The following is a 25,169-nucleotide window of genomic DNA, read 5'->3' as shown; positions in this document are numbered from 1 at the left end:
CAAAGAAACAGTAACAGAATTCAACAAAGGATCGATTGATTTTATCGTATGTTTATCGCAAGAAACATAGGTCATTTCGATCAAAAAATAAGGAGGAAAAATTGTTGATAAAAATCGTTCACATCGCTGCGGTTTTAAGTTTGGCTTCACTGTTGAGCGCTTGTCAGAGCACACAAGCCCCTCCACAAAAACAACAACACAATAAAAAACACGCTGCCAATCATGCGGTGAAATCGACTGAGACACCACGCTCTACCGATGGTGTACAGGATATTACATGGCAAATTACGCATATTCAGCAAAAAAGTGCCAACTTCTTTAACCAATTGCCAGCTATTCGCCTGAATTCAACCTTGAATACGGTGAATGGAAATACAGGCTGTAATCCGGTCTTTGGACGTTATCTTTATAATTTCAGTCAATCTCGCCTGAGTTTTGATGTGAAAGCAGATCATCAGGTGTGTGACCGAGCTTTGGTGCAAGAAGCCAACTTGATGGATGCTTTACAGCGCATTGTGAGCTTCAAGCGTCAGGGCAATGAATTGCTTTTACTCGATAAAGAACAAAATGTGCTGATTGTGGCACAGCGAAAATAAGCCAACGGGCAGGGCCAACCTGCCCAGATTAATCGAGATGTGCCAGCATCAATTTAGGTACGTCAGTAATCAGCCCTTCAATACCTAAATCCCGTAATGCTTTCGCGCGTTCAACATCATTGACTGTCCATACACTGATGGTAAGCCCAGCATCATGCGACAGTTGAATCATCTCGGGTGTGGCCAGTCGATCCATCCATCCGATATGACAGCACCCTAAAGCTAGTGCCTTTTCTATGGCTTCAGCTTTTATATCGGTTTCGATGAGAAAACCGCGCTTAAAACGACTTTTGTGAGTTTGGAGCGTTTTTAATACCTTCTCGTCAAAACTGGTCATGATAATTTGATCATGAAAGTCTTGAAGCTCCATATCCAGCCGAGCAGTTAGTCGTTCAGCCTGAGCCAGATCCTCGACATGTTTGATCTCGACCTCGATGTGTTCAAAGTCTTTTAAAATGGCCATTGCTTGACTAAAAGTTGGGGTATATTCGGCTTGAGTCCATACTGGCCAGTTCAGGCGATGATCATATTGACACAGATCATTTTGTATACACTCGTAGAGCGAAATAGCGTGACCAGTGGTTCTTAAAAACGAATCATCGTGCATGATGACCGTTGTAGCATCTTTGAGCTGCCGAACATCAAACTCGACAGCACGAACACCGAGCTGTTTGAGATATTCAAATCCACCCAGTGTGTTTTCCGGTGCTTCGCCGCGCGCACCGCGATGGCCAATAATACGCATAAATGTCCTACGCTCAGAACAGAAAAACTATTTTAGCGCTTAAATGGTGTCATTAATATTTTTTTGCCACAGCACTTCATTGCCACCAGCCTCGCGTTGCAATGCTCGTGAAGCCACAAACAGCCAGTCTGAAAGACGGTTGAGTAACTGAATGGAAGTGTTCTGGATATTCTGATCACGTTGCTGTACCGCAATCAGGCTTCGCTCAGCCCGACGACACACCGCACGTGCTTGATGCGCATAACTGCAAACTAAAGTGCCTGATGGCAAAATAAACTCTTTAAGGTTTGGTAAGTGTTCGTTCATTTGATCGATATCACGTTCTAGAAACTCGATACTTAGCGGTTGCAGTAAGTTATAGTTTGGAATACAAACCTCACCGCCTAAGTCAAAGAGCCAGTGTTGAATCAAGCTTAAATGTTTATCCCATGTCGATTTGTTTTCAAGCATAGAACTTTCAATCTGTGCACGCAGAACGCCCAAAATCGCATTGAGTTCATCGACATCGCCGAGTGCAGCAATTCTTAAATCATCTTTTGCGACACGTGAACCATCCCCCAGACCAGTTGTACCTGAGTCACCTGTGCGGGTATAAATTTTACTTAAACGATGTCCCATAAGATTTCCTAAAAATGTGTAAGAGGGTTAAATAAAATCAGGATAATATCGTGAGACATTATCCTGATTAAATAGTAGTTTACATTAGTATTTTAGTGTTACACCGACAGAGGCAAGACGGCCACCATTAACATACCAGCTCCCAAAATTATATGCTGTCTTATATTGAACATCGCCTACATTTTGAATGTTGGTAAATAGCTTTATGTATGGATTGATATTCCAGTATCCATTCAAATCAATCGTGACATAGCCTGGAACTTTAATTGAGTTAACGGAGTTGGCCGATTTGGAATCAGATCTAGCAATTAATGAGGCGCTTATTCCATAAAGAGTATTTTCTAAGCCACTTGTTAGCGTTAACGTCTCACGTGGGCGATATGCAATTTCTAATCCAGTATTCTTGTTCTCTGTTTTAACATATGCATATTCGCCAGAAATAAAGAGATCATCGAACGACCACTTTAATACAGCTTCACCACCTGTAAATGTCGATTTATTTACATTTTCATAGGTTGCTATTGTGGCACCATTAGCGGGATTATAAGTCGAAATTGTACTGATAAGATTATCGATATTGGTACGATAGGCTGATAATGAACCAGATAAGGTTTTGCTAAATGCATGATCTAACCCAATTTCGTAAGAAACACTTTCTTCAGGCTTGAGGTTTTGATTGCCATAAGAGTAATAATTATAAGCCGTACTCTCATAATTATAATAAAGTTCGGATAATGAGGGTGCTCTGAACGCTGATCCAATATTTGCATAGACACTAGATGACGGTGTGATGAAGTAGCGTACAGCACCTTGTCCTACCGTATGCGTTCCAAATTTTTCATTATCTTCAACACGTAGTCCTACCTGCGTGCTCAGTTGGTCTTTTTTGTATTGATGTTGAACATAATAGCCTGCTGAATCAATATTTTGTTTACCATTCAAAATAGAGTTATCTTTGTACTGGTTTAGATCAATACTGGTTCCAGCAAGAATATTTTGATCAGGAGAAAATTGCCATTTAAGGTTTAAATCGCCTTCATTTCTTTTTGTTTTGGCTATATATGGGGCGTTTTCAACATAATTTTGTTCGTCCCTAAAATTCGAGTATCGAGCATTTAGTATTAGTTCTGGAGCTAATTTATATTCAAGCTTAGTGTTGATAAGTTGATTTTCAAACTCACGTTTTGCGGTATTAGATGCCCCATAATCTTGAGAGTAATTATTTGTTCCTTCATTTCGACTGATTTCTATGCTACTTCGAATCGTTTCTTTATTGTCATAGCCAATCTTGGTGCTATAGCCTTTTTGTTCGTACGCTGCTTTTAGACCACTGGGTTGAATGTCAAAAATCCGTGTCCCATCTGTTTCTGATCGTTGTCCCCGAACTTGTATATAAAAACCTTGGTCATTGATTAGATCAGCACCTAATAGTGCCTTATACGTATTATTTTCACCATAAACACCCGTTACAAATGCAGAGTTTTTGATGGGTGTTAATGAGATCAACTGAATAACACCTCCAATTGCATCACTTCCGTATTGAACAGAAGAAGGACCTTTAAGAATTTCGATACGCTGTGTGTCGGTTGTATCAAGAGTCTCTGGATAAATTGGGGATATGGTATTGGGAGTATTTAAACGAGCGCCGTCTTTAAGCAGTAACACATGATTTGGATTTGTTCCGCGAATTGAAAGATTGGTACCTTGACCAATGCCGCCATTTTGTTTGATGTAGATAGACGGATCACGTTGAATAATATCGGATACATTCAAAAGAGGATTCTGCCGAATCGTCTCTTCATCGATTACTGAAATTCGCGCAGGCACTTCACTGGCTTTTTCTTCAGATTTTGATGCAGTCACCACAATCGGATCAAGTTGAGTTGCATCTGTTGAATCATCAGCAAAAACAGTTGTTGAAGAAAACCCCATCGCAATTGCGATTGCCCCCACCAAACGGGTAGGCTGAAATGAAATAGACATGTTTTATGCTCCATACATTCACCCCACGTGAATGATTGAGTGGATAGAAGCAATAAGCAGGTCTCCGGACTCAAATGGCGTATCTTTTGGATACAAGCATATTCACCTTCCCACACCTCAAGTGCAGTGGTGTAAGCCCAAAAGGCTTATCAAATATGGTTTACATTTTTACCGTTGCGGGGGCAGTACTGGATTTACACCAGTTTCCCTAAAGCGAATGCTTTAACTTATTGCGAATTGAGCGAAGTATAAGGTTTGTGCGAAGATTAAACAATCTGAATACCTTCAATCGTGTTCAACTTTGATGCAAAGTCTAAAATTTGCATTACAATAGTGGTTTACTGACCGATAGATCGGCTATGGTCAGGCAATTTAATGAGCCTTTGTATATGCGAACGCGCGCAAAAATTTGCGGTATCACCCGTTCTCAAGACATCCAAGTAGTTGTCGATTCAGGTGCAGATGCAATCGGGTTGGTGTTTTATCCGCCTAGTCCACGTAATGTCACAGCCGAACAAGCGGCAGAATTGGTCAAAAAGATTCCGGCTTACGTGCAAGTAGTTGGGCTATTTGTTAATGCAACCGTCAATGAAATTAAATCAGTACTTGATTCTGTTGCCTTGGATGTATTACAACTACATGGTGATGAAACACCTGCTCAGTGCCAGTTCATTGGTGAGCAGTGCAAGCGTCGATGGTATAAGGCCATTCAAGTCAAACCTGAACTTGATATTGTTCAGGAAATTCAGCGCTATCAAGCCGCTGGTGCAAGTGCAATGCTTCTCGATGCATGGCATCCCGAACTGAAAGGCGGAACCGGCCATCAATTTGATTGGTCAAAATTTCCAAAATTGGACATTCCACTGATATTGGCAGGCGGTTTAACGCCCGACAATATTGCGGACGCAATCCACACCACACAGCCTTATGCTGTTGATGTCAGCGGGGGCGTAGAATCCGCAAAAGGTATTAAAGACCAACAACTCATCGAACGATTTATGCAAGGAGTCCAATGTGGATCAGCAAAATAACGTGATTGACTACACGCAATATCCAGATGCCCGTGGGCATTTTGGTATTCATGGCGGACGTTTTGTATCAGAAACACTCATGGCGGCACTGCAAGATTTAGAAAATCTTTATAGCCGTATGAAAAATGATGAACAGTTTCTGGCAGAATTTGACCGCGATCTTGCCTATTATGTAGGCCGCCCGAGTCCACTTTATTATGCTGAGCGATGGTCGAAGAAGCTTGGTGGTGCGCAAATCTATTTAAAACGTGAAGATCTTAACCATACCGGTTCACATAAAGTGAACAACACGATTGGTCAGGCATTACTGGCCAAATTGTCGGGTAAGAAGCGAATTATTGCAGAAACAGGTGCGGGTCAGCATGGGGTTGCAACGGCAACGATTGCGGCGCGTCTTGGTCTTGAATGTGTGGTATTCATGGGTGCAGAAGACGTGAAGCGTCAAGCCATGAACGTGTACCGTATGCGTTTGCTGGGAGCAACTGTTGTTCCGGTGCAAAGCGGTTCAAAAACACTAAAAGATGCCATGAATGAAGCCATGCGTGACTGGGTAACCAATGTAGATGATACCTATTACGTGATTGGTACGGTTGCAGGGCCTCATCCTTACCCACAATTGGTACGTGATTTCCAGTCTGTGATTGGACGTGAAGCACGTCGCCAGATTCAAGAGCAAGCCGGACGCTTACCGGATGCACTGGTGGCCTGTGTAGGTGGTGGTTCTAACGCGATTGGTTTGTTCCATCCGTTCCTGAACGATCCAGATGTGAAAATGTATGGCGTTGAAGCAGCAGGGCATGGCATTGAGACCGGTAAACATTCTGCACCACTCAATGCAGGGCATGTTGGTGTATTGCATGGTAACCGTACCTATTTGATGAGTGACTCACAGGGTCAGATCATCGAGACACACAGTATCTCGGCAGGCTTGGATTATCCGGGCGTTGGTCCTGAGCATAGCTTCCTCAAAGACATGCAGCGTGTGCAATATGTTCCAATCGATGATGATGAAGCCTTACAAGGCTTCCGTGATCTGACCCGTATTGAAGGGATTATTCCGGCAATTGAAAGTGCACATGCAATGGCATACGTCACCAAGCTGGCACCAACTATGGATAAAGACCAGATTATTATCGCCAATCTTTCAGGTCGTGGTGACAAAGACCTGATGACGGTTGCGCGTATTGATGGGGTCGAGATGGTCGAAATGTAATGATCACCCTGCTATGAAATCAAAATGGGCGACTGAGGTGGCCCATTTTTTTTGAGAGGAAAAATGATGCCCAGTTTATATATGGTGATGCTCGGCGGACGCCATGCGCGTGCAAATACCGAAGTGCATGATGTCGTATTTGCAATCGGCGATGATCTTAAAGATATTTATCCGCAGTTAAAGACCGCATGGTTTGGTGAACAAAAAGGTCTGCATATCGACGCGTGGGCAAAATTAAATGGCGTGAAACAACATGCGCATAGTTACAAAATTGAATTTGCACAGCATCAGCCGCGTCACGACGATCTCAAACTTTTTTTAATCAATTTAGGCGGTTATTGTCCAGATGAATTTGGTGAGCTTCATCGCTATAAATTTGTGGTGGCACAGAGCGCTTCAGAAGCCAAACAGCAAGCCAAGACTTTACTGCCGACATTTTGGCAAAAAGGCCACACCGATCGTATTTTGGATATCGATGATTGTATTCCAGTCGACCACGTGGCTGGGCGATATCTGCATTTGAGTGAGGGCACGTTTATTTCGACCGTTTGGGAAAATACTTATTTAATTTTAGAGTGAGTTCTCTTAGACTAAAGTTGTAATAATAAATCATATATTGATAAGCCCAAGAATAAATCAGCGATTTGAAAGGAGTGTGCTTCGTCATGGAGCCGAATACATGGATTTAATTCAGGACAACGGTCAGCCGCGATTTGGACGTTTTTCCCAGCAACCGTCTGCTATTAGTACCGAACGCTACATCTATAAATCACCTTATGGCAAGGTAGAGCGGGGATGGCGTAAAAAAATAAAATATAAAAAGTTTAAGTTTTGTAGTATTCAGCATCAGCACTATACCTTAGGTGTCGCGATTGCAGACATTGGTTGGGCCGGACACGGTTTTTTTTATTTATATAATCATGCCACCCAAGAAGTGCTTGAATGGAACGCGCTACAACCCTTTGCCCGTAAAACACAAGTCGATGAGCAACCGCTGTTTAACCATAGCTTTTTTTATGCATCAGCATTTGAGCTAGATATGCAGCATGCAAATGGTGTTCGTTATATCCGTGTTACCCGCTATGGTGAAATTCTTCTTAGTGCACGTATTTTTTGTGCTGGCACACAAGCTTTGAGTTTGTGTTCTCCCAATGGGATCAACGGCTGGACCTATACGCATAAAAAAACTGCACTGACAGTTGAAGGATGTTTTACCAATAAACAGGGACAATTAATTGAATTTGATCAGAAGAGCATGGCATCACTTGATGATACCTGCGGATTCTTGCGTCCAGAGACAGCATGGTTCTGGTTATCTTGTAATTTCTGGCATTCACAAGATCAAAAAATTGGAATTAATCTGGCATCGGGCGTAAATGAAAGTTTTGGTAACGAAAACTGTATCTGGATCAACGGTGTACTTTATCCTGTAGCAGATGTTTTATTTGAACAACTGGATGCACATCACTGGCAGATACATTCTCTTGATCGCAAACTCAACTTGAAGGTCACCACAGGCTGGCGACGCTATGAAAATCTGAATCTACGAATGGTAGGCAGCCGTTTTAGTCAGTGGCAAGCCAGAATCAGTGGCATTATCGACATAGAAGGTCAAGACCGTCTTGAGTTCGAGCAGGAGCTTGGTTTGCTCGAACAGCATTATGCCAAATGGTAAAAGCGAAAACGAGGCAGGCCTAGTGGCCTGCTTCCCAAAATGCCTGACCGGCTACAATTGGATCGCGGGTTGCTTCAAAGGTTTTTACCCAGACCTCATATTGATGAATCACCGCATGCTGACTCGGATGAAAATCGGCTTTAAACCAATCTTTATAAGGTTGTTTCATGGCAGTTAAAATGCCATTTGGGCCAATAAACCAAGGCAAGCCACGTCGAAATAACTGCAAGCGTTCACGTGCAGTAAAACCATCACAGCGCAGCATCACATTGGCGCGGTACATGGTAAAACCAGACATCAGCAGCGTTGTGATCACCAACGCCAGTTTACGTGTTGTTTCAGGGACTTCACCCACCTGTTTCATCACATCAAACGCCACATCACGATGTTCCATCTCTTCAATGGCATGCCAAGCCAACAACGCGCGTACATATGGATGAACATTCTCCAGAGTCGCTTTTTTACGATAAAAAGTGTCGGCCATTAAGGCTGTTAAATGTTCGGCGGCAGCCGTCATGGCGATATTGTATTGCTTGGAGCGTCGCGTAAGCTCGAAACGGAAGATCTTTTTAAGGGTTGCTGTAAACTGATCGACAGGCATTCCCTGTAACTTCATCAGTTGATTCATTTTATCGTGCGCAATGCCATGCTGAGCTTCTTGTTTAATAAAATCGGCAACGCGAGCTTGTAAGTCTTCATCTTGAAGCTTGTCTCGAAACATACGAACACATTCAATGAAATAGCGTTCGCCTTCTGGAAAAGTCAGACTCAAGGCATCGAAGATCCGGGTTCGAAAAGGATCGCCAGCAAACCAGAAGCGCGGAACATCTTCGAGTTTAAAATCCAAATGCATACGAACCACCGGATCGACCTGATACTGGACATGTGCGTTCATTGTTTTAATTCTCATCGACTGATTCAGTTCAGTATGGCGACAATCGTCTGGTTTGTTTTGACAGTTATTGCCAATTTTTATACAAATAGCGACAGGGACATCAGAGCGCGCATCATGTCATTAAAAATCATTATTGGTTATCTTCGTTTACTCGAACGGGTTCGACGACATTATCAGCTTGAGCATCTGGCTGAGTGTACAGAACGCGCAGTGGACTGGCAGAGCTTCTCTAAAGCACTCGATGGAAATGATGAGCAAGGATTTGACATAGACACCTATGTGCGTCTGCTCAGGCAAATGCAAACCGTGCTTGCAAGACCCGTCAGTTTAATTTTAGCCGAACATGCCACACTTCAAGATGTGGGGCTGATGGGTTATCTGGCATCAACCAGCTTAAATCTTCAGCAGGCGCTGTTACTGCTTGAACAATATTATTCCCTTATTTTTAAGCAAACCAATGTTGAGCAGCTTAAAATTATCGAACATGATCAAGAAATACAGGTCAGTTGGGGAGCACTCTGGATTGACTATCGGGAGGTGTACGAACTGAATCAGGCACTTATTTTTAAAATTGCACAAATCATTGTACAGGAGCCTCTGGTTCCTCCAACACAGGTTCAGCTCGGCTTTTTACCTACTTTGCCGCTCATGCATTATTCACGTTTCTATCACTGCGCCGCAGCAGTCGTCTCTGGTGACTATCGTATTTATTTTTCAGAACGCGTCTTAAAAGCACGCAGTTTTGGTGCAGATCAGCAACTCAATCAAATCTTGTCCAATCAGGCACAGCAAAGTTTGCGTGCATCAGATTCTCTAGAATATCGTCAGCAACAGCTCAAGCAGCGCATCTGGGGCCTCATCGCACAGGCTTTTCGAGAGAAAAATGAGATTTTGCAAGCTTACGTTGCACAGCAAATGCATATCTCCGAACGAACCTTACAGCGCCATCTCAAGCAGCATGCACTCAATTTTCAGGAAATCGTCGATGAATTTCGATTACAGCAAAGCCAATTATATCTGAAACAATCGCGCCAGCTTTCAGAAATTGCTGAATTATTAGGCTATGCCGACCAGAGCGCCTTTGGCCGTGCCTTTAAACGCTGGACGGGGGAAACACCGAAACAATTTCGCGAACGTCATCGTATCGATTCAGCAACTCATACCTCAAAATAGACCAGTTCTCAGACAGTTTTTCTTGTCATTCAACTGTCCACAATCAGCAAGAAAATCAAAAAAGCTATTTTGAACAATCAAAATGGCGACTTTAAAATTTCACCTAATCATATAACTCTATATTTTAGTTTGTTTTTTTTTATTATTTGTGAACAAAGCTGCATCGAATGTACACAATAGTATTTTAAAAAATAGGAAGCTTTGATCATTGAGAAATAAGTCAAAATATTGATAAATGTACGCCATGGGTTGTATGAAATACTAAAGATAAATGCATCGCACAATGTCGATACTGTTCAATGAACAAAAAATAGCGTTAAAATGCGGTGTCTTGTATTTCTACAAACAACTCCTCAGTTTTAAATAATCAAGGAAAGCACAACCCTATGTCACGTCTCGCCACCCGTTTTGAACAGCTTAAATCCAAACAACGTAAAGCACTGGTTTCATATGTGATGGCAGGTGATCCACAGCCACAGGTTACTGTGCCATTGTTGCATCAGATGGTCGAAGCTGGTGTTGATGTCATTGAGCTTGGTTTACCTTTTTCCGATCCAATGGCGGATGGTCCAGTGATTGCATTGGCTGCCGAACGTGCATTGGCAGGTGGAACCAGTACGATGGATGCCTTGAATATGATCAAAGCGTTTCGTGAGAAAGATCAGGAAACGCCTGTGGTCTTGATGGGCTATCTCAATCCAGTTGAAGTCATCGGTTACGAAAAGTTTGCCGCATACGCTAAAGAATGCGGTGTCGATGGTGTATTGCTTGTGGATTTACCCCCAGAAGAAGCCAAAGAGTTTGATGTTGTGCTGAAACAGCATGATATGGATCAGATTTTCTTGCTGGCGCCAACCTCGACCGATGAGCGTATTCAGCATGTGGTCAATCAGGCCAGTGGTTTTATCTACTACGTATCACTCAAAGGTGTGACGGGTGCGGCGACGCTCGATGTTGCAGAAGCTGCAGCGCGCATTGCAAAAATTAAAACCAAAACCTCGATTCCGGTGGGTGTCGGATTTGGAATTAGTGATGCAGCCTCAGCCAAAGCAATGGGTGAAGTTGCAGACGCCGTGATTGTGGGAAGTGCTTTTGTTAAACCTTTTGCTACGTTAGCAATCGACCAAGCGGTTGAACAAACGGTCAATAAAGTCAAGGAGCTTCGAGCTGCGCTCGATGAGTTAGTATGAATCAAGAAGTGAAACCAGGTAAAATCCTAAACCCATCGACGCCATGGACACAACGTCAAGTGCCGGGAATCAAGGTTGCCAATGAGCAGCAAGCCCTTAAAGCCACTTCGACTGAACCGACAATTGAATGTCCTGAATGTCATGCACTGGTTACTCGTACTGCCATTGCATTTAATGCCTATGTGTGTCCGTCATGCGATGAACACTTGCGCATGAAAGCTCGTGATCGTTTGACATGGTTCTTTGATCAGGTGACCACCGAGTTGGGTCAGGAATTTGCAGCCAAAGATCCACTTAAATTCATCGACAGCAAACCTTATCCAGAGCGTATGCGTGAAGCGCAAACCAAAACAGGTGAAACTGAAGCTTTGGTGGTGATGCAGGGTACACTTAATAATGTTCCAATGATTGCCTGTGCATTTGAGTTTGACTTTATGGGTGGCTCAATGGGTACGGTTGTAGGGGATCGTTTTGTTCAAGCAGCCGAACGTGCAATTGAGCAAAAACAAGCCTTGATCTGTTTTGCTGCATCAGGCGGCGCACGTATGCAAGAAGGTATGTTGTCGCTCATGCAAATGGCGCGTACATCTGCTGCAATTCAGCGTATGAAAGATGCAGGATTGCCGTATATCGTGGTATTGACTCATCCAGTTTACGGCGGTGTAACTGCATCTTTGGCGATGCTGGGCGATGTGCACATTGCCGAGCCTAAAGCCATGATCGGCTTTGCTGGTAAGCGAGTGATTGAGCAAACCGTACGTGAAACATTAGAAGAGCCGTTCCAGCGCGCTGAATACTTGCTTGATCATGGTGTGGTCGATCAAATTGTTCATCGTCATGCATTACGTGATACTGTATCTCGCATTGTATCTAAGCTGATGAACTTGCCTTGAAACTTGACGCTCCACGTATAAATGATGATTTAATGACATGGCTCACGTACTGGGGCCATGTTCATGTTACAGGGATTGATTTGGGCCTAGAGCGCGTCCTCCCTGTGGCCCAAAAACTGGGGGTAACACAGCCCTCAGCCAAGATATTTACCGTTGCCGGTACCAATGGCAAAGGCTCAACCACCACTGTTTTGGCGTCTATATTACAGGCACAAGACTACAAGGTGGGGTTATATCAATCTCCGCATATTTACCGCTTTAACGAGCGCGTTAAGCTGGCAGGTCAAGAAGCAACCGATCAGGAACTTATTGAAGCATTTGTTCAAGTGGATCAGGCGCGCCGTGAATGTGGTTTAAGCCTGTCATTTTTTGAAGCCACCACATTGGCGGCATTTTTGATCTTTCAGAAACAAGCCTGCGATATTTGGGTGCTTGAAGTTGGCTTGGGTGGACGTCTTGATGTGGTCAATGTGATTGACCCTGATGTCGCGGTCATTACCAATATCGGACTCGATCATACCGATTGGCTCGGCGATACCATCGAAAAAATTGCCTTTGAAAAAGCAGGAATTATCCGTCCTGACATTCCGGTTGTGTTTGGCGGATTACAAACGCTTCCCGATGCAATTGCAAGCAAAGCCGCAGAATGCCGTGCCAACTTGCAAGTTGCACAGCGTGATTATTTCTATCAGCTTGCAGAGACACCCAACACTTGGCAATTTGCCAGTGCGGGAGTGACGCTACAACTTCCTACAGGTTCGTTGGCAGTTGAAAATATAGCCACCGCAGTTGCAGCAATCTTGATGAGTGACGTTACAGTCTCGCAGGATGCAATTTGCCAAGGTATTCAAAATGCTAAACTCTCAGGCCGCTTTGAACTACGAAATATTGAGCAAAAGACCGTTATTTTTGATGCTGGCCATAATGGGCATGGTGTTGATTTTTTGTTAAAGCAATTGCGAAATTTCTTAGAATACAATAAACAATACACAGAAGTGATTGCTGTCTTTTCGATGCTGGCAGACAAAGACATCTCAACCGTGGTTGATTTGCTTAAACCTGCCATTACGAGTTGGCATGTAGCGCCGCTGAATAACCCGCGTGCTGCATCGCTCGAACACCTCATGCATGCATTGAAAGATCAAACAACTCAAACATTTGACAGCATTCAAGACGCATTTAGCACTGCAATTGCGAAGGTTAAACCGCATCAGTTGATTTTGGTTTGTGGATCGTTTCATACATTAGAAGCGGTTTGGGAGTATTTGGAAGAATGTCAATGAACAGCAAACAGCGTTGGATGGGTGGCGTTGTTTTATTGGGTGGTGGGGTATTGTTGGCTGCGTTGCTACTCAAAGGCAAAGAAGAAATACATCAGACACACGTTGAAGAACAACAGCAAAAAGTGGAACAAACCACTAAAGATGCCAATTCAACTGCACCCGTACAATTGCAGTCCATGACAGTTGATGTTGAAACAGAGAAGAAATTACTTGAACAGCAACGTCGTGCGCGGGAGAAATCAGTTGCCGAGCAAGAAGCACGTGCAGCTGAATTTTTAGCCATGCAGCAACAGGCCGAGGCCGATGCTGCGCGTAAGGCTGCAGAGGAATATGCTGCCATCAATGCACGTCGCCAAGCTGCTCAGCAAAGTTCTGACAATATTCCGCCTGAAGTAGTCGAAGAAAAGAAAAATACCGCTCAAAGCACTAAATCTACAGCCAGTGTAGACACGCAAAAGCGTGAGGCAGAAAAAAAAACACTTGAGCAGCAACGTTTAGCAGCTGACGCGCAAAAAAAAGCCGATCAGCTCAAAAAAGAGCAAGAAGCCAAACGTAAAGCCGATGCCGATAAAAAAGCCGCGGACGAAAAACAGCGTCAGCTTGATGCTGAGAAAAAAGCATCAGAGGCTAAACGCAAAGCCGAAGCTGAGAAAAAAGCACAGGAAGATAAAAAGCGTAAAGAAGACGACGCCAAGAAAGAAGATGCCAAGAAAAAAGCCGAAGCAGAGAAAGCACGTGAATTGCTGGAGCATGGAGATAAAAACTGGATGGTGCAGGTAGCACTTGCAGCCAATCAGGCCAATGCAGATGCAGTGGTGTCAAAGCTGCGTGCAAAAGGTTATAAAGTCACAACGAGCCCAACATCTAAAGGGATTCGGATTATGGTTGGACCGTCGAAAGATCGTGATGCGGCCGATGCAGCGCGTAAGAAAATTGTGACAGATCCAAGTTTGAACATGAAATCTGCTTGGGTGATCGACTGGGTTCCTTTAGATCAACGTTAATGCTCTAAAAATAATATTGAAGCTGGGTGTGTATGATTAGATATTTATTTATCTAAGGCTCTGTAGCGTTCAAACTCCACCACATCATGTGCACAAATGAGCTCGATCTCAGGCTCATGCTGTGCCATATGCTGTAAACGTGCCAAATTATGTAGTCGATTCTTGTTGTCATATGCCAGTACACGCTCAAAAAGCGCCAGTCCTTTTTGTTTATAGTCTGGTTTAAGCTGTTGATGAGAAAAATAGGCATCACCACAAAAAAGTGTCCAGCCGCGCTGATAGTGTTTAATGGCAATCCCACAATGACCAGCGGAGTGTCCCAGAAGAGGAATCATTAAAATCTCGTCGTTAAACTGTGGGGCAGCCTGAACCTTCTCAAAATTAAACCAAGGTTCACCCTGCGTATGTTCTACAAAGTTCCAGTAACGATGCTTTTTAAACTGAGCGGTTTTGTATCGTAGACGGTTTTTTAAATTAAATGACTGTGTGGCGTTAAATTCAGACGCCAGTACATGCACAGTTGCTTCAGGAAAATCTGATATTCCTCCCGCATGATCAAAATCTAAATGCGTAACAAAAATATGTCGGACGTCTTTTGCACTAAATCCCAATTTTTGGATTTGCTGAATGGCACTGTATTCAAAATTGAGTTCGATTTGACCAATATCTAACAAGAAAGACCCAATCCGCTGCTTGGGATGAAGATAATCCTGAATGCCTAAACCGGTATCGATAAGTACCAATCCCTGATCTGTTTCGAGCAACAAGCAATGACAAATGATATGTGCTCGCCATCCCGATTGACCGACAAGAGGTGCGCAAACCGGACACATCGTGCCGCAGTGCAAATGATGAATCTGATAGATCATGGCGAAATAAATCAAGAGAACCTTGAACTTTTATACCGCAAAATATGAGGCGATCCAAGAGAGAATATCTTGAATCAAAATAAAAAATGTCCGTGATTTCAACGGGCATTTTAACGCGAAAGATTAGTCTTTGTCGGGCTGTGGAGTGAGGCGCAGATACGGTTTAACGGCTTTATAACCTTTCGGAAAGCGCTCTTTGAGTTCAGCTTCATCTTTGATTGACGGCACAATCACCACATCTTCGCCTTGTTGCCAATTTGCAGGCGTGGCCACTTTATAGTTGTCGGTCAGTTGCAAGGAATCGATGACACGCAACACTTCATGAAAGTTGCGTCCGGTCGATGCCGGATAGGTAATGATCAGTCGAACTTTTTTATTTGGATCAATAATCACCAATGAACGTACAGTTGCAGTTTCGCTGGCATTTGGGTGAATAAAACCATACAACTCCGATACCTGACGGTCTTTATCTGCAATAATCGGAAAGTTAACCGTGGTATTTTGGGTTTCATTGATGTCTTTAATCCAACCATGATGTGACTCAACATCATCAACCGACAAAGCAATCGCTTTTACGTTGCGTTTTTCAAATTCATCTTTGAGTTTGGCGGTGTATCCCAGTTCGGTGGTACAAACAGGGGTGTAATCGGCCGGATGCGAAAATAAAATACCCCAGTGATCACCCAAGTAGTCATAAAAGTTAATCTGACCTTCGCTCGATTCCTGTTCAAAATTAGGGGCTGTATCGCCTAGACGTAACGTCATTTTAGTCAACCTCGTTTATATGTTGTTATTGCGTTGCAGGTTTTTAATATGCGCTAAATCTTTTGCAAATAAAAAGAAGGTTTTTGTATGTTCTTATAAATATTTTGTATATATTAAAAATTAAGTATTTGAAATAAATAAAATATCTAAAAATTCTTGGCCAGCTAAAAACTCAAATTGTTGGGGCTAATGCAACTGTCTGATTTTTCAACTTTCTGTTGTGCTGGAGTTTTTTTTAAGAGGATTTGTTTAAACCCCTTGTACTTCAAATTTCTGGCTCCATAATAACGAGTGAGAAAAAATTTATTCATCTGATAAGCAAGTTTTTAGAGAGTTTCATTCATGTTGGTAAGTCTGATCGGAGGTATCTTCGGTACAAAAAATGAGCGCGAACTCAAACGCATGCGTAAAATTGTCGATCAAATCAATGCGCTCGAGCCGACGATATCCGCTTTAAGCGATGCAGACTTATCTGCAAAAACTCCAGAATTCAAACAACGTTATCAAAACGGTGAGAGTTTAGATAAACTTTTACCCGAAGCCTTTGCCGTATGTCGCGAAGCTGCAAAACGCGTGATGGGAATGCGCCACTACGATGTTCAGCTCATCGGGGGGATTACCTTACATGAAGGTAAAATCGCCGAGATGCGTACCGGTGAAGGTAAAACGCTCATGGGCACCTTAGCGTGTTATTTAAACGCGTTAAGTGGTCAGGGCGTACATGTCATTACCGTCAATGATTATTTGGCGCAGCGTGACGCTGAGTTGAACCGTCCATTGTTTGAGTTTTTAGGCCTCAGTATTGGCACCATTTACTCAATGCAGTCTCCAACCGAGAAAGCAGAAGCGTATCACGCCGATATCACTTACGGGACCAACAACGAGTTCGGCTTCGACTACTTACGAGACAATATGGTGTTCTCGCTGCAAGAGAAAAAGCAGCGCGGTTTGAACTATGCCATTATCGATGAAGTCGACTCGATCTTGATTGACGAAGCACGAACACCGTTGATTATTTCAGGTCAAAGTGAAGATTCTTCACAGTTGTATGCGGCAATCAATCATATTCCACCTAAACTACAGCCACAAAAAGAAGAGAAAGTGGCCGATGGTGGACACTTCTGGATTGATGAAAAGCAACGTTCGGTTGAAATGACCGAAGTGGGTTTTGAAACTGTTGAGCAAGAATTGATTCAGATGGGGCTACTCGCCGAAGGCGAAAGTTTGTATTCTGCGACCAATCTTAATCTGGTTCATCATGTAACCGCTGCAATTCGTGCGCATTTTCTTTATCACCGCGATGTACATTACATCATTCATAATGGTGAAGTGATTATTGTCGATGAGCATACCGGACGTACCATGCCGGGTCGTCGCTGGTCTGAAGGTTTACATCAGGCGGTTGAAGCCAAAGAAGGTTTGGAAATTCAACCAGAAAACCAAACGCTTGCCACCACAACTTTCCAGAACTACTTCCGTTTATACAAAAAGCTTTCAGGTATGACCGGTACAGCGGATACCGAAGCCGCCGAAATGAAAGAAATTTACGGATTAGATGTCGTGATTATTCCAACACATCGTCCGATGGTTCGTAAAGACATGAACGACCTGATTTATTTGAATCGTAACGGTAAATACGATGCGATTGTGAATGAAATCAGAGCCATTCAAGAGACGCGTGCACCTATTTTGGTGGGTACTGCAACCATTGAGGCCAGTGAAGTGCTGTCGCACAAGCTTACTCAGGCAGGTATTCGTCACGAGGTTTTAAACGCGAAACAGCACGAACGTGAAGCCGATATTATTGCACAGGCCGGAAGTCCTGACTCTGTTACGATTGCCACCAACATGGCAGGCCGTGGTACCGATATTATCTTGGGCGGTAACTGGAAAGCAAAACTGGCTAAAATCGAAAATCCGACTGCAGAAGACGAAGCTCGTCTGAAAGCAGAATGGGAACGTGACCACGAAATCGTACTTAATGCCGGCGGCTTACACATTGTGGGTTCAGAGCGACATGAATCACGTCGTATTGATAACCAGTTGCGTGGCCGTGCTGGTCGTCAGGGTGACCCAGGTGTATCGCGCTTCTATCTTTCACTTGAAGATGACTTGATGCGGATTTTCGCAGGCGATCGCGTGGTTGGCATGATGCGTGCGATGGGTCTGAAAGAAGACGAAGCCATTGAACATAAAATGGTGAGCCGTTCTATCGAAAATGCACAGCGTAAAGTAGAAGCACGTAACTTCGATATTCGTAAAAACTTGCTGAAATACGATGATGTCAATAACGAGCAACGTAAAATCATTTACTCGCAACGTGATGACGTTTTGGCAGAGCATACACTTCAGGATGCGATTGAACTCATGCATCATGATGTGATGGCGGGTCTGATTGGAAACTTCATTCCACCAGAGTCGATCCATGATCAATGGGATATTGAAGGTCTGGAAAATGCCTTGCGCGTCGATCTGGGGATCGAGCTTCCTGTTCAACAGTGGTTAGACGAAGATCGCCGACTCGATGAAGAGGCACTGGTGCAGCGTATTACCGACGAAGTACTGGCGCGTTACAGAGCACGTCGCGAGCAGATGGGTGATGAATCCGCAGCAATGCTTGAGCGTCACTTTATGTTGAATTCACTTGATCGTCACTGGAAAGATCATCTGGCAGCAATGGATTATCTACGTCAAGGTATTCACTTGCGTGGCTATGCCCAGAAAAATCCTGAGCAGGAATACAAAAAAGAAGCGTTTAATCTGTTTGTAAACATGCTGGGTATAATCAAGTCAGATGTAGTGACTGATCTGTCTCGTGTTCATATTCCGACACCTGAAGAGTTGGCAGAGCTTGAAGCGCAGCAACAGCAACAGGCTGATGCAATGCGTTTGTCGTTTGAACACGACGAAGTCGATGGTCTGACAGGAACTGTTACACCGCATGAAATTGAAGAGCAAGCTCCTGCTGAGCAAAATGTTGTGCCGCCAGCCAGTCGAAATGCACCGTGTCCATGCGGTTCTGGCTTGAAGTATAAGCAGTGCCACGGTCGTCTTTAAATTGTGATGAATGCTCATTAAAGTAAAAGCAGAACAGAAATGTTCTGCTTTTTTTACGAGTTGTTGCAAGGTGTGAATATCATTTGCAGTTTCAGAGATTAAATGGTATTTACTTGCACATCTTGACTTAAAACTTGGTTAGACAATGAAAAAGCTATTACAAAAAATTGCACTTGTCGCATTGGCAGTTCCAGGCTTTGCGATTGCTCAATCGAATACACAAACAACGACAGTCGATAAAGTACAGGCTGCACAAGGCCCAACGACTGCACAAGTGATGGTGCAAAATGACAGCACCACAGTGATCAGTCCGCGTACGGGTATTCGTTATACTTTAGGCAACACCGGGAATCGTCCAATTGTGCTTAAAACTGCGGCCATTGCAGCAGTCAATTCTGCCAATGCAAACCGTATTGTGGCATCAAACCCTGCATTGTCAGTTACCAGTCAAGAAAAAGCCAAACAAGCGTTGTTGGCAACCAATACACAGCCAGCAACCAACTAAGCATTTTATGAAAAAAAGCCAGCCTACATGCTGGCTTTTTTAATATCTAGTCATCTAAAAAATCAAATCGCACAATGCTCGATTTTTCTGATTAATTGCTCTAAGCTTTTCTTTTTCCGATAACAAACACAGTGGGATTTTAAAATGGCTGTTGGTGACGTAACAATGCCGCACATGCATGTGGTGAAAGGGGTGAAAATTGGTTCAACTGAGGCATATGTGCGTTATCCAAATCGACGAGACTTGGTCATTTTTGAATTTGTAGAGGGTTCAAGTGTTGCGGGTGTATTTACCCAAAGTGCATTTGCCGCAGCGCCCGTACAGGTATCAAAACAACATTTAACAGAAAATGCGACACGTTACTTAATTATCAATACGGGCAATGCCAATGCCGCTACAGGTGACATAGGTTTGTTAAACGCACAAAAAACCTGTGAAAAACTGGCAGAGCTTGCACACGTACAACCGAATCAGATTTTACCCTTTTCAACTGGTGTGATTGGTGAGCAACTCCCAATCGAGCGTTTGCTCGCAGGTATTCAACCGGCACTGACTGACTTAAACGATCATGCATGGACTGATGCTGCTTACGGGATCATGACCACAGACACCACGCCAAAAGGTGCTTCCGAACAATTCGAACTAGATGGCGTGTTATACACCATGACTGGTATCAGCAAAGGGGCGGGAATGATTCGTCCGAATATGGCGACTATGTTGGGCTTTGTTGCAACAGATGCACCAATCAGTCAAGCCATGACGGAACAGTTGCTCAAAACCACGGTCGAGCAGTCATTTAACCGAATTACCATCGATGGTGACACATCAACTAACGATTCATGTATCTTTGTAGCAACTGCACAAGCCGGGGGTGAAACAATTAGCAACGAACATGATCCTCGTTATGCTACGCTTCTTGAGGTATTGCAGCGCGTTATGAATCGTTTGGCACAATTAATTGTGCGTGATGGCGAAGGGGCAACCAAATTCATTACTGTTGCCGTTGAGGGTGGACAAAATACTCAGGAATGCTGCGATGTCGCCTACAGTATTGCGCATTCACCATTAATCAAAACGGCCATGTTTGCATCCGATCCAAACTGGGGACGAATAGTAATGGCCATTGGTAAGGCGGGTGTTCCGGTACTCGATTCTAGCAAAGTACAAGTCTGGCTGGATGATGTTCAGATTTGTCGTGACGGAGGTGCTGCGGCAGATTATACCGAGGAGCAGGGCGCGCGCGTCATGGCGCAAGCTGAAATGACCATTCGCGTAGATTTGGGCCGTGGCACTGCAAAAGATACTGTATATACCTGCGATCTATCGTATGATTACGTCAAGATTAATGCGGATTATCGATCTTAATTCAGATCGATAAAAGAACCTCATTCGTGAGGTTTTTTTACATCAATTTTTTGAGTAGCTCATCTGCCTCAATACTGAGTTACCTTAACGTTTAGCGCTCGCAAAATGCTAGCCAGAGAATAGAGAAGACGTTTTATGAATGATGCGACTTTAATTGCAAATGATGCAAAAGTAATCGTGCAAGCGCATTTAGATCGTTTAGGTGAGCCAAAGGATCACCACTTAAGTCCAGAAGTTAAACAGGCTAAGTTCGCTCAAATCAAGGAAGAACTCAAAAAACGCAATGCTGTTCTGGTGGCACACTATTATTGCGATCCAGATGTTCAGGAATTGGCAGAGGCTACAGGCGGGTGCGTGTCAGATTCACTTGAAATGGCGCGTTTTGGCCGTGACCACGAAGCCACAACTTTGGTCGTGGCAGGTGTCAAATTTATGGGAGAAACCGCCAAGATACTGTCGCCTGAAAAAACTATTCTGATGCCAACGCTTGAAGCCACCTGTTCGTTGGATCTAGGCTGTCCTGTCGATGAATTTACTGCGTTTTGTGACCAGCATCCAGATCATACCGTAGTGGTCTATGCCAATACGTCAGCCGCGGTGAAAGCTCGTGCAGACTGGGTGGTAACATCGAGTTGTGCTGTTGAAATCATTGAACATCTCGACAGCCTAGGTGAAAAAATTATTTGGGCGCCCGATCAGCATCTTGGTCGTTATATCCAGAAAAAAACGGGTGCCGATATGTTGCTTTGGGATGGCGCTTGTATTGTGCATGAAGAGTTTCGTGCCCGTGGCATCGCCAATATGAAAGCGCTCTATCCAGATGCTGCGGTGCTTGTCCATCCTGAATCACCTGAGTCAGTGGTTGATATTGCCGATGCAGTAGGCAGTACCTCACAATTGATTAAGGCGGCCCAGACTTTACCTAATCAACGTTTGATTGTGGCGACGGATCGCGGAATTTTTTACAAGATGCAGCAAGCTGTGCCAGATAAAATTCTGGTGGAAGCACCGACTGCGGGTGAGGGAGCAACCTGTCGTTCATGTGCACATTGCCCATGGATGGCAATGAACGAGCTAGATGGGATTTTGCATGTGTTACAGCATGCTGATCAAGAAATTCACGTCGATTCACAACTTGCCGAACGTGCCAAACTTCCTTTAGATCGAATGTTGAGCTTTAGTGCATCACTAAAACGCTAAAATGCTTGTTAAATATACATTTGATAACGTTTTTTAACTTTTTTTAATTCTAGGTGTTGACGTGGTTGAGCGTCCCGCCTAGAATGCACACCGTACCGCACGATGTGCGATACAGTAAAAGCTGAGAAGACGGAGCATAGCACAGCCTGGTAGTGCACCTGGTTTGGGACCAGGGGGTCGTAGGTTCGAATCCTACTGCTCCGACCAATTAATCGGCGGAAGTATCGCATGATATTTTTTATCATCGGTCATGCGCCTGTAGCTCAGTTGGATAGAGCATCCGCCTTCTAAGCGGATGGTCACAGGTTCGAATCCTGTCAGGCGCGCCATTTGGTAGATTAGCTTGGTAATGTAGAACCCACAGTAGTGGTGGATGTAGCTCAGTTGGTAGAGCCCTGGATTGTGATTCCAGTTGTCGCGGGTTCGAATCCCGTCATTCACCCCAATTTCGGAGCATAGCACAGCCTGGTAGTGCACCTGGTTTGGGACCAGGGGGTCGTAGGTTCGAATCCTACTGCTCCGACCATCTTTAAAAAATTAAAGATGTAAATAAAAAATCCGCTTTATTGCGGTTTTTTTACGTCTGTTGTTTTTATCATTTTATAAAGTTAATACAAAGCGGTATTTAACTTTGTATTAACTTATGAACAATTCGATTACGGCACAATAATAATCGCTACGCGTCGATTGGCTGCACGATTTGCTTCGGTGGTGTTAGGTAATAACGGTTGAGAAGCACCACGACCAATAGTTTGAATATTGCTACGCACAAAACCTTGCTCAACAAAAATAGTGGCTACGCTCTGAGCACGTGCTTGCGAGAGCTTGATGTTATAGTCTGGATTGCCAATATTATCTGTGTATCCCACCACTTTAAGTTTGTGTAACCCATACTTATTGAGTTGATTGCTCAATCGCACCAATTCATTTCGATGGTTCGGATTGACTTCAGACTTGTCAAAATCAAAGAGTAAACGTTCAGGTAGGCCAAGTGTCCAGCCTTCCTCAGTTTGTACAAAACCTTCCTTTTTCAAAAGTTGAACTTGCTTGTACTTTAGCGGCCCGAAGCTTAGACAACCGGAAAGTACAAGACAAATGGCAGCTAAAATCGATATCTTAAACGGATGACTAAACATAATAAGGGGCCTGTCGGTTAGGGGGTGTGGATACACCAATGATGATGGAGATGTTTTGCTTTATACATGGCCTGATCGGCTTGTGTGATCAGTTCCTCAGGAGTCGAGGCAAACTGGGAAAAAGCAATACCAATACTGAAACTGAAATAAATCTGATGCTCATTAAAACTGAGAGGTTTTTTGCAGCTTTCTAATAAGTGTTCGGCAATCGTAATCAGATGATCACGTTGATGCACAGATTCTAAAAGTATGGCGAATTCATCACCACCCAAACGCGCAATAAAATCATGCTGACGAATACGTGATTTTAAACGCTGGGCCATTTCGATTAAAACTGCATCGCCTGCCGGATGACCGTATTGATCGTTAATTCGCTTGAACTGATTATTATCGATAAAAATTAAAGCCGAATTTGAGCGTAAGCTCGGTTGCTCAAACAAATGTAACAGTTGACTATAAAAATAACTGCGATTCGGCAATGCGGTAAGATGATCATGCTTGGCTTCAAAAGACAATTGATGATTTTCATCTTGAAGATGTGTGTGCCAGGTTTGAATCTCATGTAAAAGTTGATTAAACACATCATTTAGATCTTGAAATTCTTTAATATTATTTTTTGGAAAGCGAAGGTTGTATGCCTTTTGATCGCTAACAATTTGTGCGGTTTGAGTCAGTGGTTGCATTGATTGCATGATATAGCGATAGGTGGAGTTGGTTGACCACCACAACGCAATAATCATAAATAACATGACCACTGCCAATCCAATTAAAATAGTAACAATAAATTGTAAAATACGCTCTGAACTTCCGTAGATGATCAGTTGTCCGACTTGCTGGTTATTATGAAAAATTTTAAGTTTTACTGGGTCTTTTAGAAAAACATGATCAAGTAAAACTTGTAATCTGGAATAGTAGGCTTTGCTCTTGGTGCTATTGGCTAATTGAATATTTTGATTGTCGAAAACCTCAATGCTTCGGATAGAGTGCTGTGAGGTATATTCATTTAAAATTTGCGAAATTGTTTGTTGATCCCGAAAAACCACCGCAGGTTGTATACGCTCACTGACAGCTAGACTCAAAATATTTAAATTCTGTTTAGTATATGTTTCCATTGTAAAGGTAGAAATTGATACAAAGGTAAAACAACAGATAATTAAGGTAATCGCAAAAATCGTTGCTTGAGATCTGCGGAATACGCTATGCAATGAATTGGACTTATACAGCCGAGAAATCATAACTTACTCCGCATTTTTGGCTAAAAGTAAAACGCGGGGATCTATGCGAATTTGAGAGCGACTGAGCGTATCTAAATTAACTTTAAAAGTAGATTTCCCTTTTTGCTGATATAAACAAAAAATACTTCCAATTTCACAATCAATATTATTGGCACTAAAAGACAGTAATGAGTGGGATGGATAACTATTGATTAATGCCTCTTGCTGCGCAGGTGTTTGACTTGAAAAATAAACGGCCTGACATTGGGTCTTAACAAAACTAGCTGCAGGAATAGATTGAACTTTGTATCCATAAGTAGATTGTTTAATCTGTGTCTGGAAAATTCCCGCTGCTGCTGGGTTATCAATTACGCACAGTGTGGTATTGCTTCCTGTGGAGAGTTTGCTATAACTCATAATTGATAAAGTTAATGTATAGAAATTTTGAACAGGCGAAGCAAAAGACACTTCCATTGATAAGCATAGAAGTGTAAGTAAAAAGAATCTTAATATCACTTTGTGATACATTTCATGATTATCTTTAAAAATGTGAATTTTGTCTATTTTATCGAAAAATTCGAATAAAAAATAGCTGCTCATTTAAAATATTGAAGCAAATGGGTTAATAAGTAAACATTTGTTTATTTTTTTATAAAAACAAGCTTGCAAGGGGTGAGAAATAGTGTAGAATGCACATCCATCGGCGGTGATGCAGATAGAAACTTGTTGAAAAACAGTAACTTGGCTTGAGTGGTTGGG

General features: G+C 43.1%; 23 protein-coding genes, 4 tRNA genes and 1 riboswitch. Of the genes, 18 read left to right on the top strand and 9 right to left on the bottom strand.

The window, feature by feature from the left end; genetic code table 11:
* Nucleotides 1–101 precede the first annotated feature (101 nt).
* Entirely contained in the window at nucleotides 102–596 is a 495-nt protein-coding gene (locus tag QLG00_RS12860) for an META domain-containing protein (RefSeq protein ID WP_282471154.1), read from the top strand.
* 28 nt (nucleotides 597–624) lie between these two features.
* Here the strand turns inward: QLG00_RS12860 and QLG00_RS12855 are convergent, their stop codons facing one another.
* From QLG00_RS12855 to QLG00_RS12845, 3 genes are all read right to left on the bottom strand, one after another.
* Complete coding sequence (locus tag QLG00_RS12855; protein WP_282471153.1) at nucleotides 625–1,341, bottom strand: glycerophosphodiester phosphodiesterase; 717 nt, start codon at nucleotides 1,339–1,341, stop codon at nucleotides 625–627.
* 39 nt (nucleotides 1,342–1,380) lie between these two features.
* Nucleotides 1,381–1,959, bottom strand: coding sequence for a cob(I)yrinic acid a,c-diamide adenosyltransferase (locus QLG00_RS12850; protein WP_282471152.1), 579 nt, complete (start codon nucleotides 1,957–1,959; stop codon nucleotides 1,381–1,383).
* An 84-nt stretch (nucleotides 1,960–2,043) separates the two neighbouring features.
* Nucleotides 2,044–3,942 (bottom strand): TonB-dependent receptor, encoded by a 1,899-nt coding sequence (locus tag QLG00_RS12845; protein WP_282471151.1) that lies wholly within the window; start codon nucleotides 3,940–3,942, stop codon nucleotides 2,044–2,046.
* A 37-nt stretch (nucleotides 3,943–3,979) separates the two neighbouring features.
* Nucleotides 3,980–4,188, bottom strand: a riboswitch (cobalamin riboswitch).
* Between the two features lie 143 nt (nucleotides 4,189–4,331).
* On the opposite strand from QLG00_RS12845, the gene QLG00_RS12840 reads away from it, so the two are divergent.
* The 4 genes from QLG00_RS12840 (at nucleotide 4,332) to QLG00_RS12825 (ending at nucleotide 7,861) form a co-directional block, all read left to right on the top strand.
* Complete coding sequence (locus QLG00_RS12840; protein WP_252718046.1) at nucleotides 4,332–4,973, top strand: phosphoribosylanthranilate isomerase; 642 nt, start codon at nucleotides 4,332–4,334, stop codon at nucleotides 4,971–4,973.
* Nucleotides 4,957–6,186 carry a tryptophan synthase subunit beta gene (gene trpB / locus QLG00_RS12835; protein ID WP_004933113.1) on the top strand — a complete coding sequence of 410 codons (1,230 nt, stop codon included), beginning with the start codon at nucleotides 4,957–4,959 and terminating at the stop codon, nucleotides 6,184–6,186. The genes QLG00_RS12840 and trpB overlap by 17 nt, the downstream gene beginning before the upstream one ends.
* 66 nt (nucleotides 6,187–6,252) lie before the next feature.
* Complete coding sequence (locus QLG00_RS12830) at nucleotides 6,253–6,765, top strand: DUF1543 domain-containing protein (protein ID WP_076033618.1); 513 nt, start codon at nucleotides 6,253–6,255, stop codon at nucleotides 6,763–6,765.
* Nucleotides 6,766–6,865: 100 nt separating this feature from the next.
* Complete coding sequence (locus QLG00_RS12825) at nucleotides 6,866–7,861, top strand: DUF2804 domain-containing protein (RefSeq protein ID WP_282471150.1); 996 nt, start codon at nucleotides 6,866–6,868, stop codon at nucleotides 7,859–7,861.
* A gap of 19 nt (nucleotides 7,862–7,880) precedes the next feature.
* Here QLG00_RS12825 and QLG00_RS12820 read toward each other — a convergent pair whose 3' ends face one another.
* A complete protein-coding gene (locus QLG00_RS12820; protein ID WP_004943510.1) occupies nucleotides 7,881–8,756 on the bottom strand; it encodes a metal-dependent hydrolase in 876 nt (291 codons plus the stop codon).
* 114 nt (nucleotides 8,757–8,870) lie between these two features.
* Here QLG00_RS12820 and QLG00_RS12815 point away from each other — a divergent pair, with 114 nt between their 5' ends.
* The 5 genes from QLG00_RS12815 to QLG00_RS12795 all read left to right on the top strand — a co-directional run bounded on the left by QLG00_RS12815 (nucleotide 8,871) and on the right by QLG00_RS12795 (nucleotide 14,299).
* Entirely contained in the window at nucleotides 8,871–9,929 is a 1,059-nt protein-coding gene (locus tag QLG00_RS12815; RefSeq protein WP_151868664.1) for a helix-turn-helix domain-containing protein, read from the top strand.
* A 386-nt stretch (nucleotides 9,930–10,315) separates the two neighbouring features.
* Nucleotides 10,316–11,119, top strand: coding sequence for a tryptophan synthase subunit alpha (gene trpA, locus QLG00_RS12810; protein ID WP_004933129.1), 804 nt, complete (start codon nucleotides 10,316–10,318; stop codon nucleotides 11,117–11,119).
* Nucleotides 11,116–12,012, top strand: a complete 897-nt coding sequence (gene accD, locus QLG00_RS12805; RefSeq protein ID WP_004933131.1) for an acetyl-CoA carboxylase, carboxyltransferase subunit beta — start codon at nucleotides 11,116–11,118, stop codon at nucleotides 12,010–12,012. The genes trpA and accD overlap by 4 nt, the downstream gene beginning before the upstream one ends.
* A 32-nt stretch (nucleotides 12,013–12,044) precedes the next feature.
* Nucleotides 12,045–13,295, top strand: coding sequence for a bifunctional tetrahydrofolate synthase/dihydrofolate synthase (folC, locus tag QLG00_RS12800; RefSeq protein WP_282471149.1), 1,251 nt, complete (start codon nucleotides 12,045–12,047; stop codon nucleotides 13,293–13,295).
* Entirely contained in the window at nucleotides 13,286–14,299 is a 1,014-nt protein-coding gene (locus tag QLG00_RS12795; RefSeq protein WP_227264947.1) for an SPOR domain-containing protein, read from the top strand. Before folC ends, QLG00_RS12795 begins: the two co-directional genes overlap by 10 nt.
* A 44-nt stretch (nucleotides 14,300–14,343) precedes the next feature.
* On the opposite strand, the gene QLG00_RS12790 is transcribed toward QLG00_RS12795, so the two are convergent.
* A complete protein-coding gene (locus QLG00_RS12790; protein WP_004933140.1) occupies nucleotides 14,344–15,168 on the bottom strand; it encodes an MBL fold metallo-hydrolase in 825 nt (274 codons plus the stop codon).
* A gap of 123 nt (nucleotides 15,169–15,291) precedes the next feature.
* Nucleotides 15,292–15,933, bottom strand: coding sequence for a peroxiredoxin (locus tag QLG00_RS12785; RefSeq protein ID WP_004933144.1), 642 nt, complete (start codon nucleotides 15,931–15,933; stop codon nucleotides 15,292–15,294).
* A 342-nt stretch (nucleotides 15,934–16,275) separates the two neighbouring features.
* Here QLG00_RS12785 and secA point away from each other — a divergent pair, with 342 nt between their 5' ends.
* The 8 genes from secA (at nucleotide 16,276) to QLG00_RS12745 (ending at nucleotide 22,586) form a co-directional block, all read left to right on the top strand.
* Nucleotides 16,276–18,990: a preprotein translocase subunit SecA gene (gene secA / locus QLG00_RS12780; protein ID WP_004933148.1), complete on the top strand. Its 2,715-nt coding sequence runs from the start codon at nucleotides 16,276–16,278 to the stop codon at nucleotides 18,988–18,990.
* A gap of 145 nt (nucleotides 18,991–19,135) precedes the next feature.
* Nucleotides 19,136–19,495 carry a hypothetical protein gene (locus QLG00_RS12775; RefSeq protein WP_048763575.1) on the top strand — a complete coding sequence of 120 codons (360 nt, stop codon included), beginning with the start codon at nucleotides 19,136–19,138 and terminating at the stop codon, nucleotides 19,493–19,495.
* Nucleotides 19,496–19,639: 144 nt separating this feature from the next.
* A complete protein-coding gene (gene argJ, locus QLG00_RS12770; protein WP_151815939.1) occupies nucleotides 19,640–20,860 on the top strand; it encodes a bifunctional glutamate N-acetyltransferase/amino-acid acetyltransferase ArgJ in 1,221 nt (406 codons plus the stop codon).
* Between the two features lie 135 nt (nucleotides 20,861–20,995).
* On the top strand, nucleotides 20,996–22,060 hold the full coding sequence (gene nadA, locus QLG00_RS12765; protein ID WP_004933159.1) for a quinolinate synthase NadA: 1,065 nt from the start codon (nucleotides 20,996–20,998) through the stop codon (nucleotides 22,058–22,060).
* A gap of 130 nt (nucleotides 22,061–22,190) precedes the next feature.
* Nucleotides 22,191–22,267, top strand: a tRNA-Pro gene (locus tag QLG00_RS12760).
* A 45-nt stretch (nucleotides 22,268–22,312) separates the two neighbouring features.
* Nucleotides 22,313–22,389: transfer RNA gene (locus QLG00_RS12755), tRNA-Arg, on the top strand.
* A gap of 40 nt (nucleotides 22,390–22,429) precedes the next feature.
* A tRNA-His gene (locus QLG00_RS12750) sits at nucleotides 22,430–22,505 on the top strand.
* Nucleotides 22,506–22,509: 4 nt separating this feature from the next.
* Nucleotides 22,510–22,586 (top strand) — tRNA-Pro (locus QLG00_RS12745).
* A gap of 130 nt (nucleotides 22,587–22,716) precedes the next feature.
* Here QLG00_RS12745 and QLG00_RS12740 read toward each other — a convergent pair.
* From QLG00_RS12740 to QLG00_RS12730, 3 genes are read right to left on the bottom strand one after another with little or no spacing between them, the layout of a single operon-like run.
* On the bottom strand, nucleotides 22,717–23,196 hold the full coding sequence (locus QLG00_RS12740) for an OmpA family protein (RefSeq protein WP_004933160.1): 480 nt from the start codon (nucleotides 23,194–23,196) through the stop codon (nucleotides 22,717–22,719).
* 17 nt (nucleotides 23,197–23,213) lie between these two features.
* A complete protein-coding gene (locus QLG00_RS12735) occupies nucleotides 23,214–24,431 on the bottom strand; it encodes a diguanylate cyclase (protein ID WP_004933164.1) in 1,218 nt (405 codons plus the stop codon).
* 3 nt (nucleotides 24,432–24,434) lie between these two features.
* Nucleotides 24,435–25,010: a YfiR family protein gene (locus QLG00_RS12730; RefSeq protein ID WP_151796355.1), complete on the bottom strand. Its 576-nt coding sequence runs from the start codon at nucleotides 25,008–25,010 to the stop codon at nucleotides 24,435–24,437.
* Nucleotides 25,011–25,169: the final 159 nt, after the last annotated feature.

This window comes from Acinetobacter sp. V89_7 (assembly GCF_029967895.1).
In the GTDB taxonomy this organism is placed as follows: domain Bacteria; phylum Pseudomonadota; class Gammaproteobacteria; order Pseudomonadales; family Moraxellaceae; genus Acinetobacter; species Acinetobacter soli.
This window is presented reverse-complemented; position numbering and strand designations above follow the sequence as displayed.

Bases quoted from the DNA above. Each gene is read 5' to 3' on its own strand.
- QLG00_RS12735 (WP_004933164.1), bottom strand. From the start codon at position 24,431: ATGATTTCTCGGCTGTATAAGTCCAATTCATTGCATAGCGTATTCCGC.
- QLG00_RS12785 (WP_004933144.1), bottom strand. From the start codon at position 15,933: ATGACGTTACGTCTAGGCGATACAGCCCCTAATTTTGAACAGGAATCG.
- nadA (WP_004933159.1), top strand. From the start codon at position 20,996: ATGAATGATGCGACTTTAATTGCAAATGATGCAAAAGTAATCGTGCAA.
- QLG00_RS12840 (WP_252718046.1), top strand. From the start codon at position 4,332: ATGCGAACGCGCGCAAAAATTTGCGGTATCACCCGTTCTCAAGACATC.
- secA (WP_004933148.1), top strand. From the start codon at position 16,276: ATGTTGGTAAGTCTGATCGGAGGTATCTTCGGTACAAAAAATGAGCGC.
- QLG00_RS12830 (WP_076033618.1), top strand. From the start codon at position 6,253: ATGCCCAGTTTATATATGGTGATGCTCGGCGGACGCCATGCGCGTGCA.
- accD (WP_004933131.1), top strand. From the start codon at position 11,116: ATGAATCAAGAAGTGAAACCAGGTAAAATCCTAAACCCATCGACGCCA.
- argJ (WP_151815939.1), top strand. From the start codon at position 19,640: ATGGCTGTTGGTGACGTAACAATGCCGCACATGCATGTGGTGAAAGGG.
- trpA (WP_004933129.1), top strand. From the start codon at position 10,316: ATGTCACGTCTCGCCACCCGTTTTGAACAGCTTAAATCCAAACAACGT.
- QLG00_RS12775 (WP_048763575.1), top strand. From the start codon at position 19,136: ATGAAAAAGCTATTACAAAAAATTGCACTTGTCGCATTGGCAGTTCCA.
- QLG00_RS12740 (WP_004933160.1), bottom strand. From the start codon at position 23,196: ATGTTTAGTCATCCGTTTAAGATATCGATTTTAGCTGCCATTTGTCTT.
- QLG00_RS12730 (WP_151796355.1), bottom strand. From the start codon at position 25,010: ATGAGCAGCTATTTTTTATTCGAATTTTTCGATAAAATAGACAAAATT.
- QLG00_RS12855 (WP_282471153.1), bottom strand. From the start codon at position 1,341: ATGCGTATTATTGGCCATCGCGGTGCGCGCGGCGAAGCACCGGAAAAC.
- folC (WP_282471149.1), top strand. From the start codon at position 12,045: ATGACATGGCTCACGTACTGGGGCCATGTTCATGTTACAGGGATTGAT.
- QLG00_RS12845 (WP_282471151.1), bottom strand. From the start codon at position 3,942: ATGTCTATTTCATTTCAGCCTACCCGTTTGGTGGGGGCAATCGCAATT.
- QLG00_RS12820 (WP_004943510.1), bottom strand. From the start codon at position 8,756: ATGAACGCACATGTCCAGTATCAGGTCGATCCGGTGGTTCGTATGCAT.
- QLG00_RS12850 (WP_282471152.1), bottom strand. From the start codon at position 1,959: ATGGGACATCGTTTAAGTAAAATTTATACCCGCACAGGTGACTCAGGT.
- QLG00_RS12790 (WP_004933140.1), bottom strand. From the start codon at position 15,168: ATGATCTATCAGATTCATCATTTGCACTGCGGCACGATGTGTCCGGTT.
- QLG00_RS12815 (WP_151868664.1), top strand. From the start codon at position 8,871: ATGTCATTAAAAATCATTATTGGTTATCTTCGTTTACTCGAACGGGTT.
- QLG00_RS12825 (WP_282471150.1), top strand. From the start codon at position 6,866: ATGGATTTAATTCAGGACAACGGTCAGCCGCGATTTGGACGTTTTTCC.
- QLG00_RS12795 (WP_227264947.1), top strand. From the start codon at position 13,286: ATGTCAATGAACAGCAAACAGCGTTGGATGGGTGGCGTTGTTTTATTG.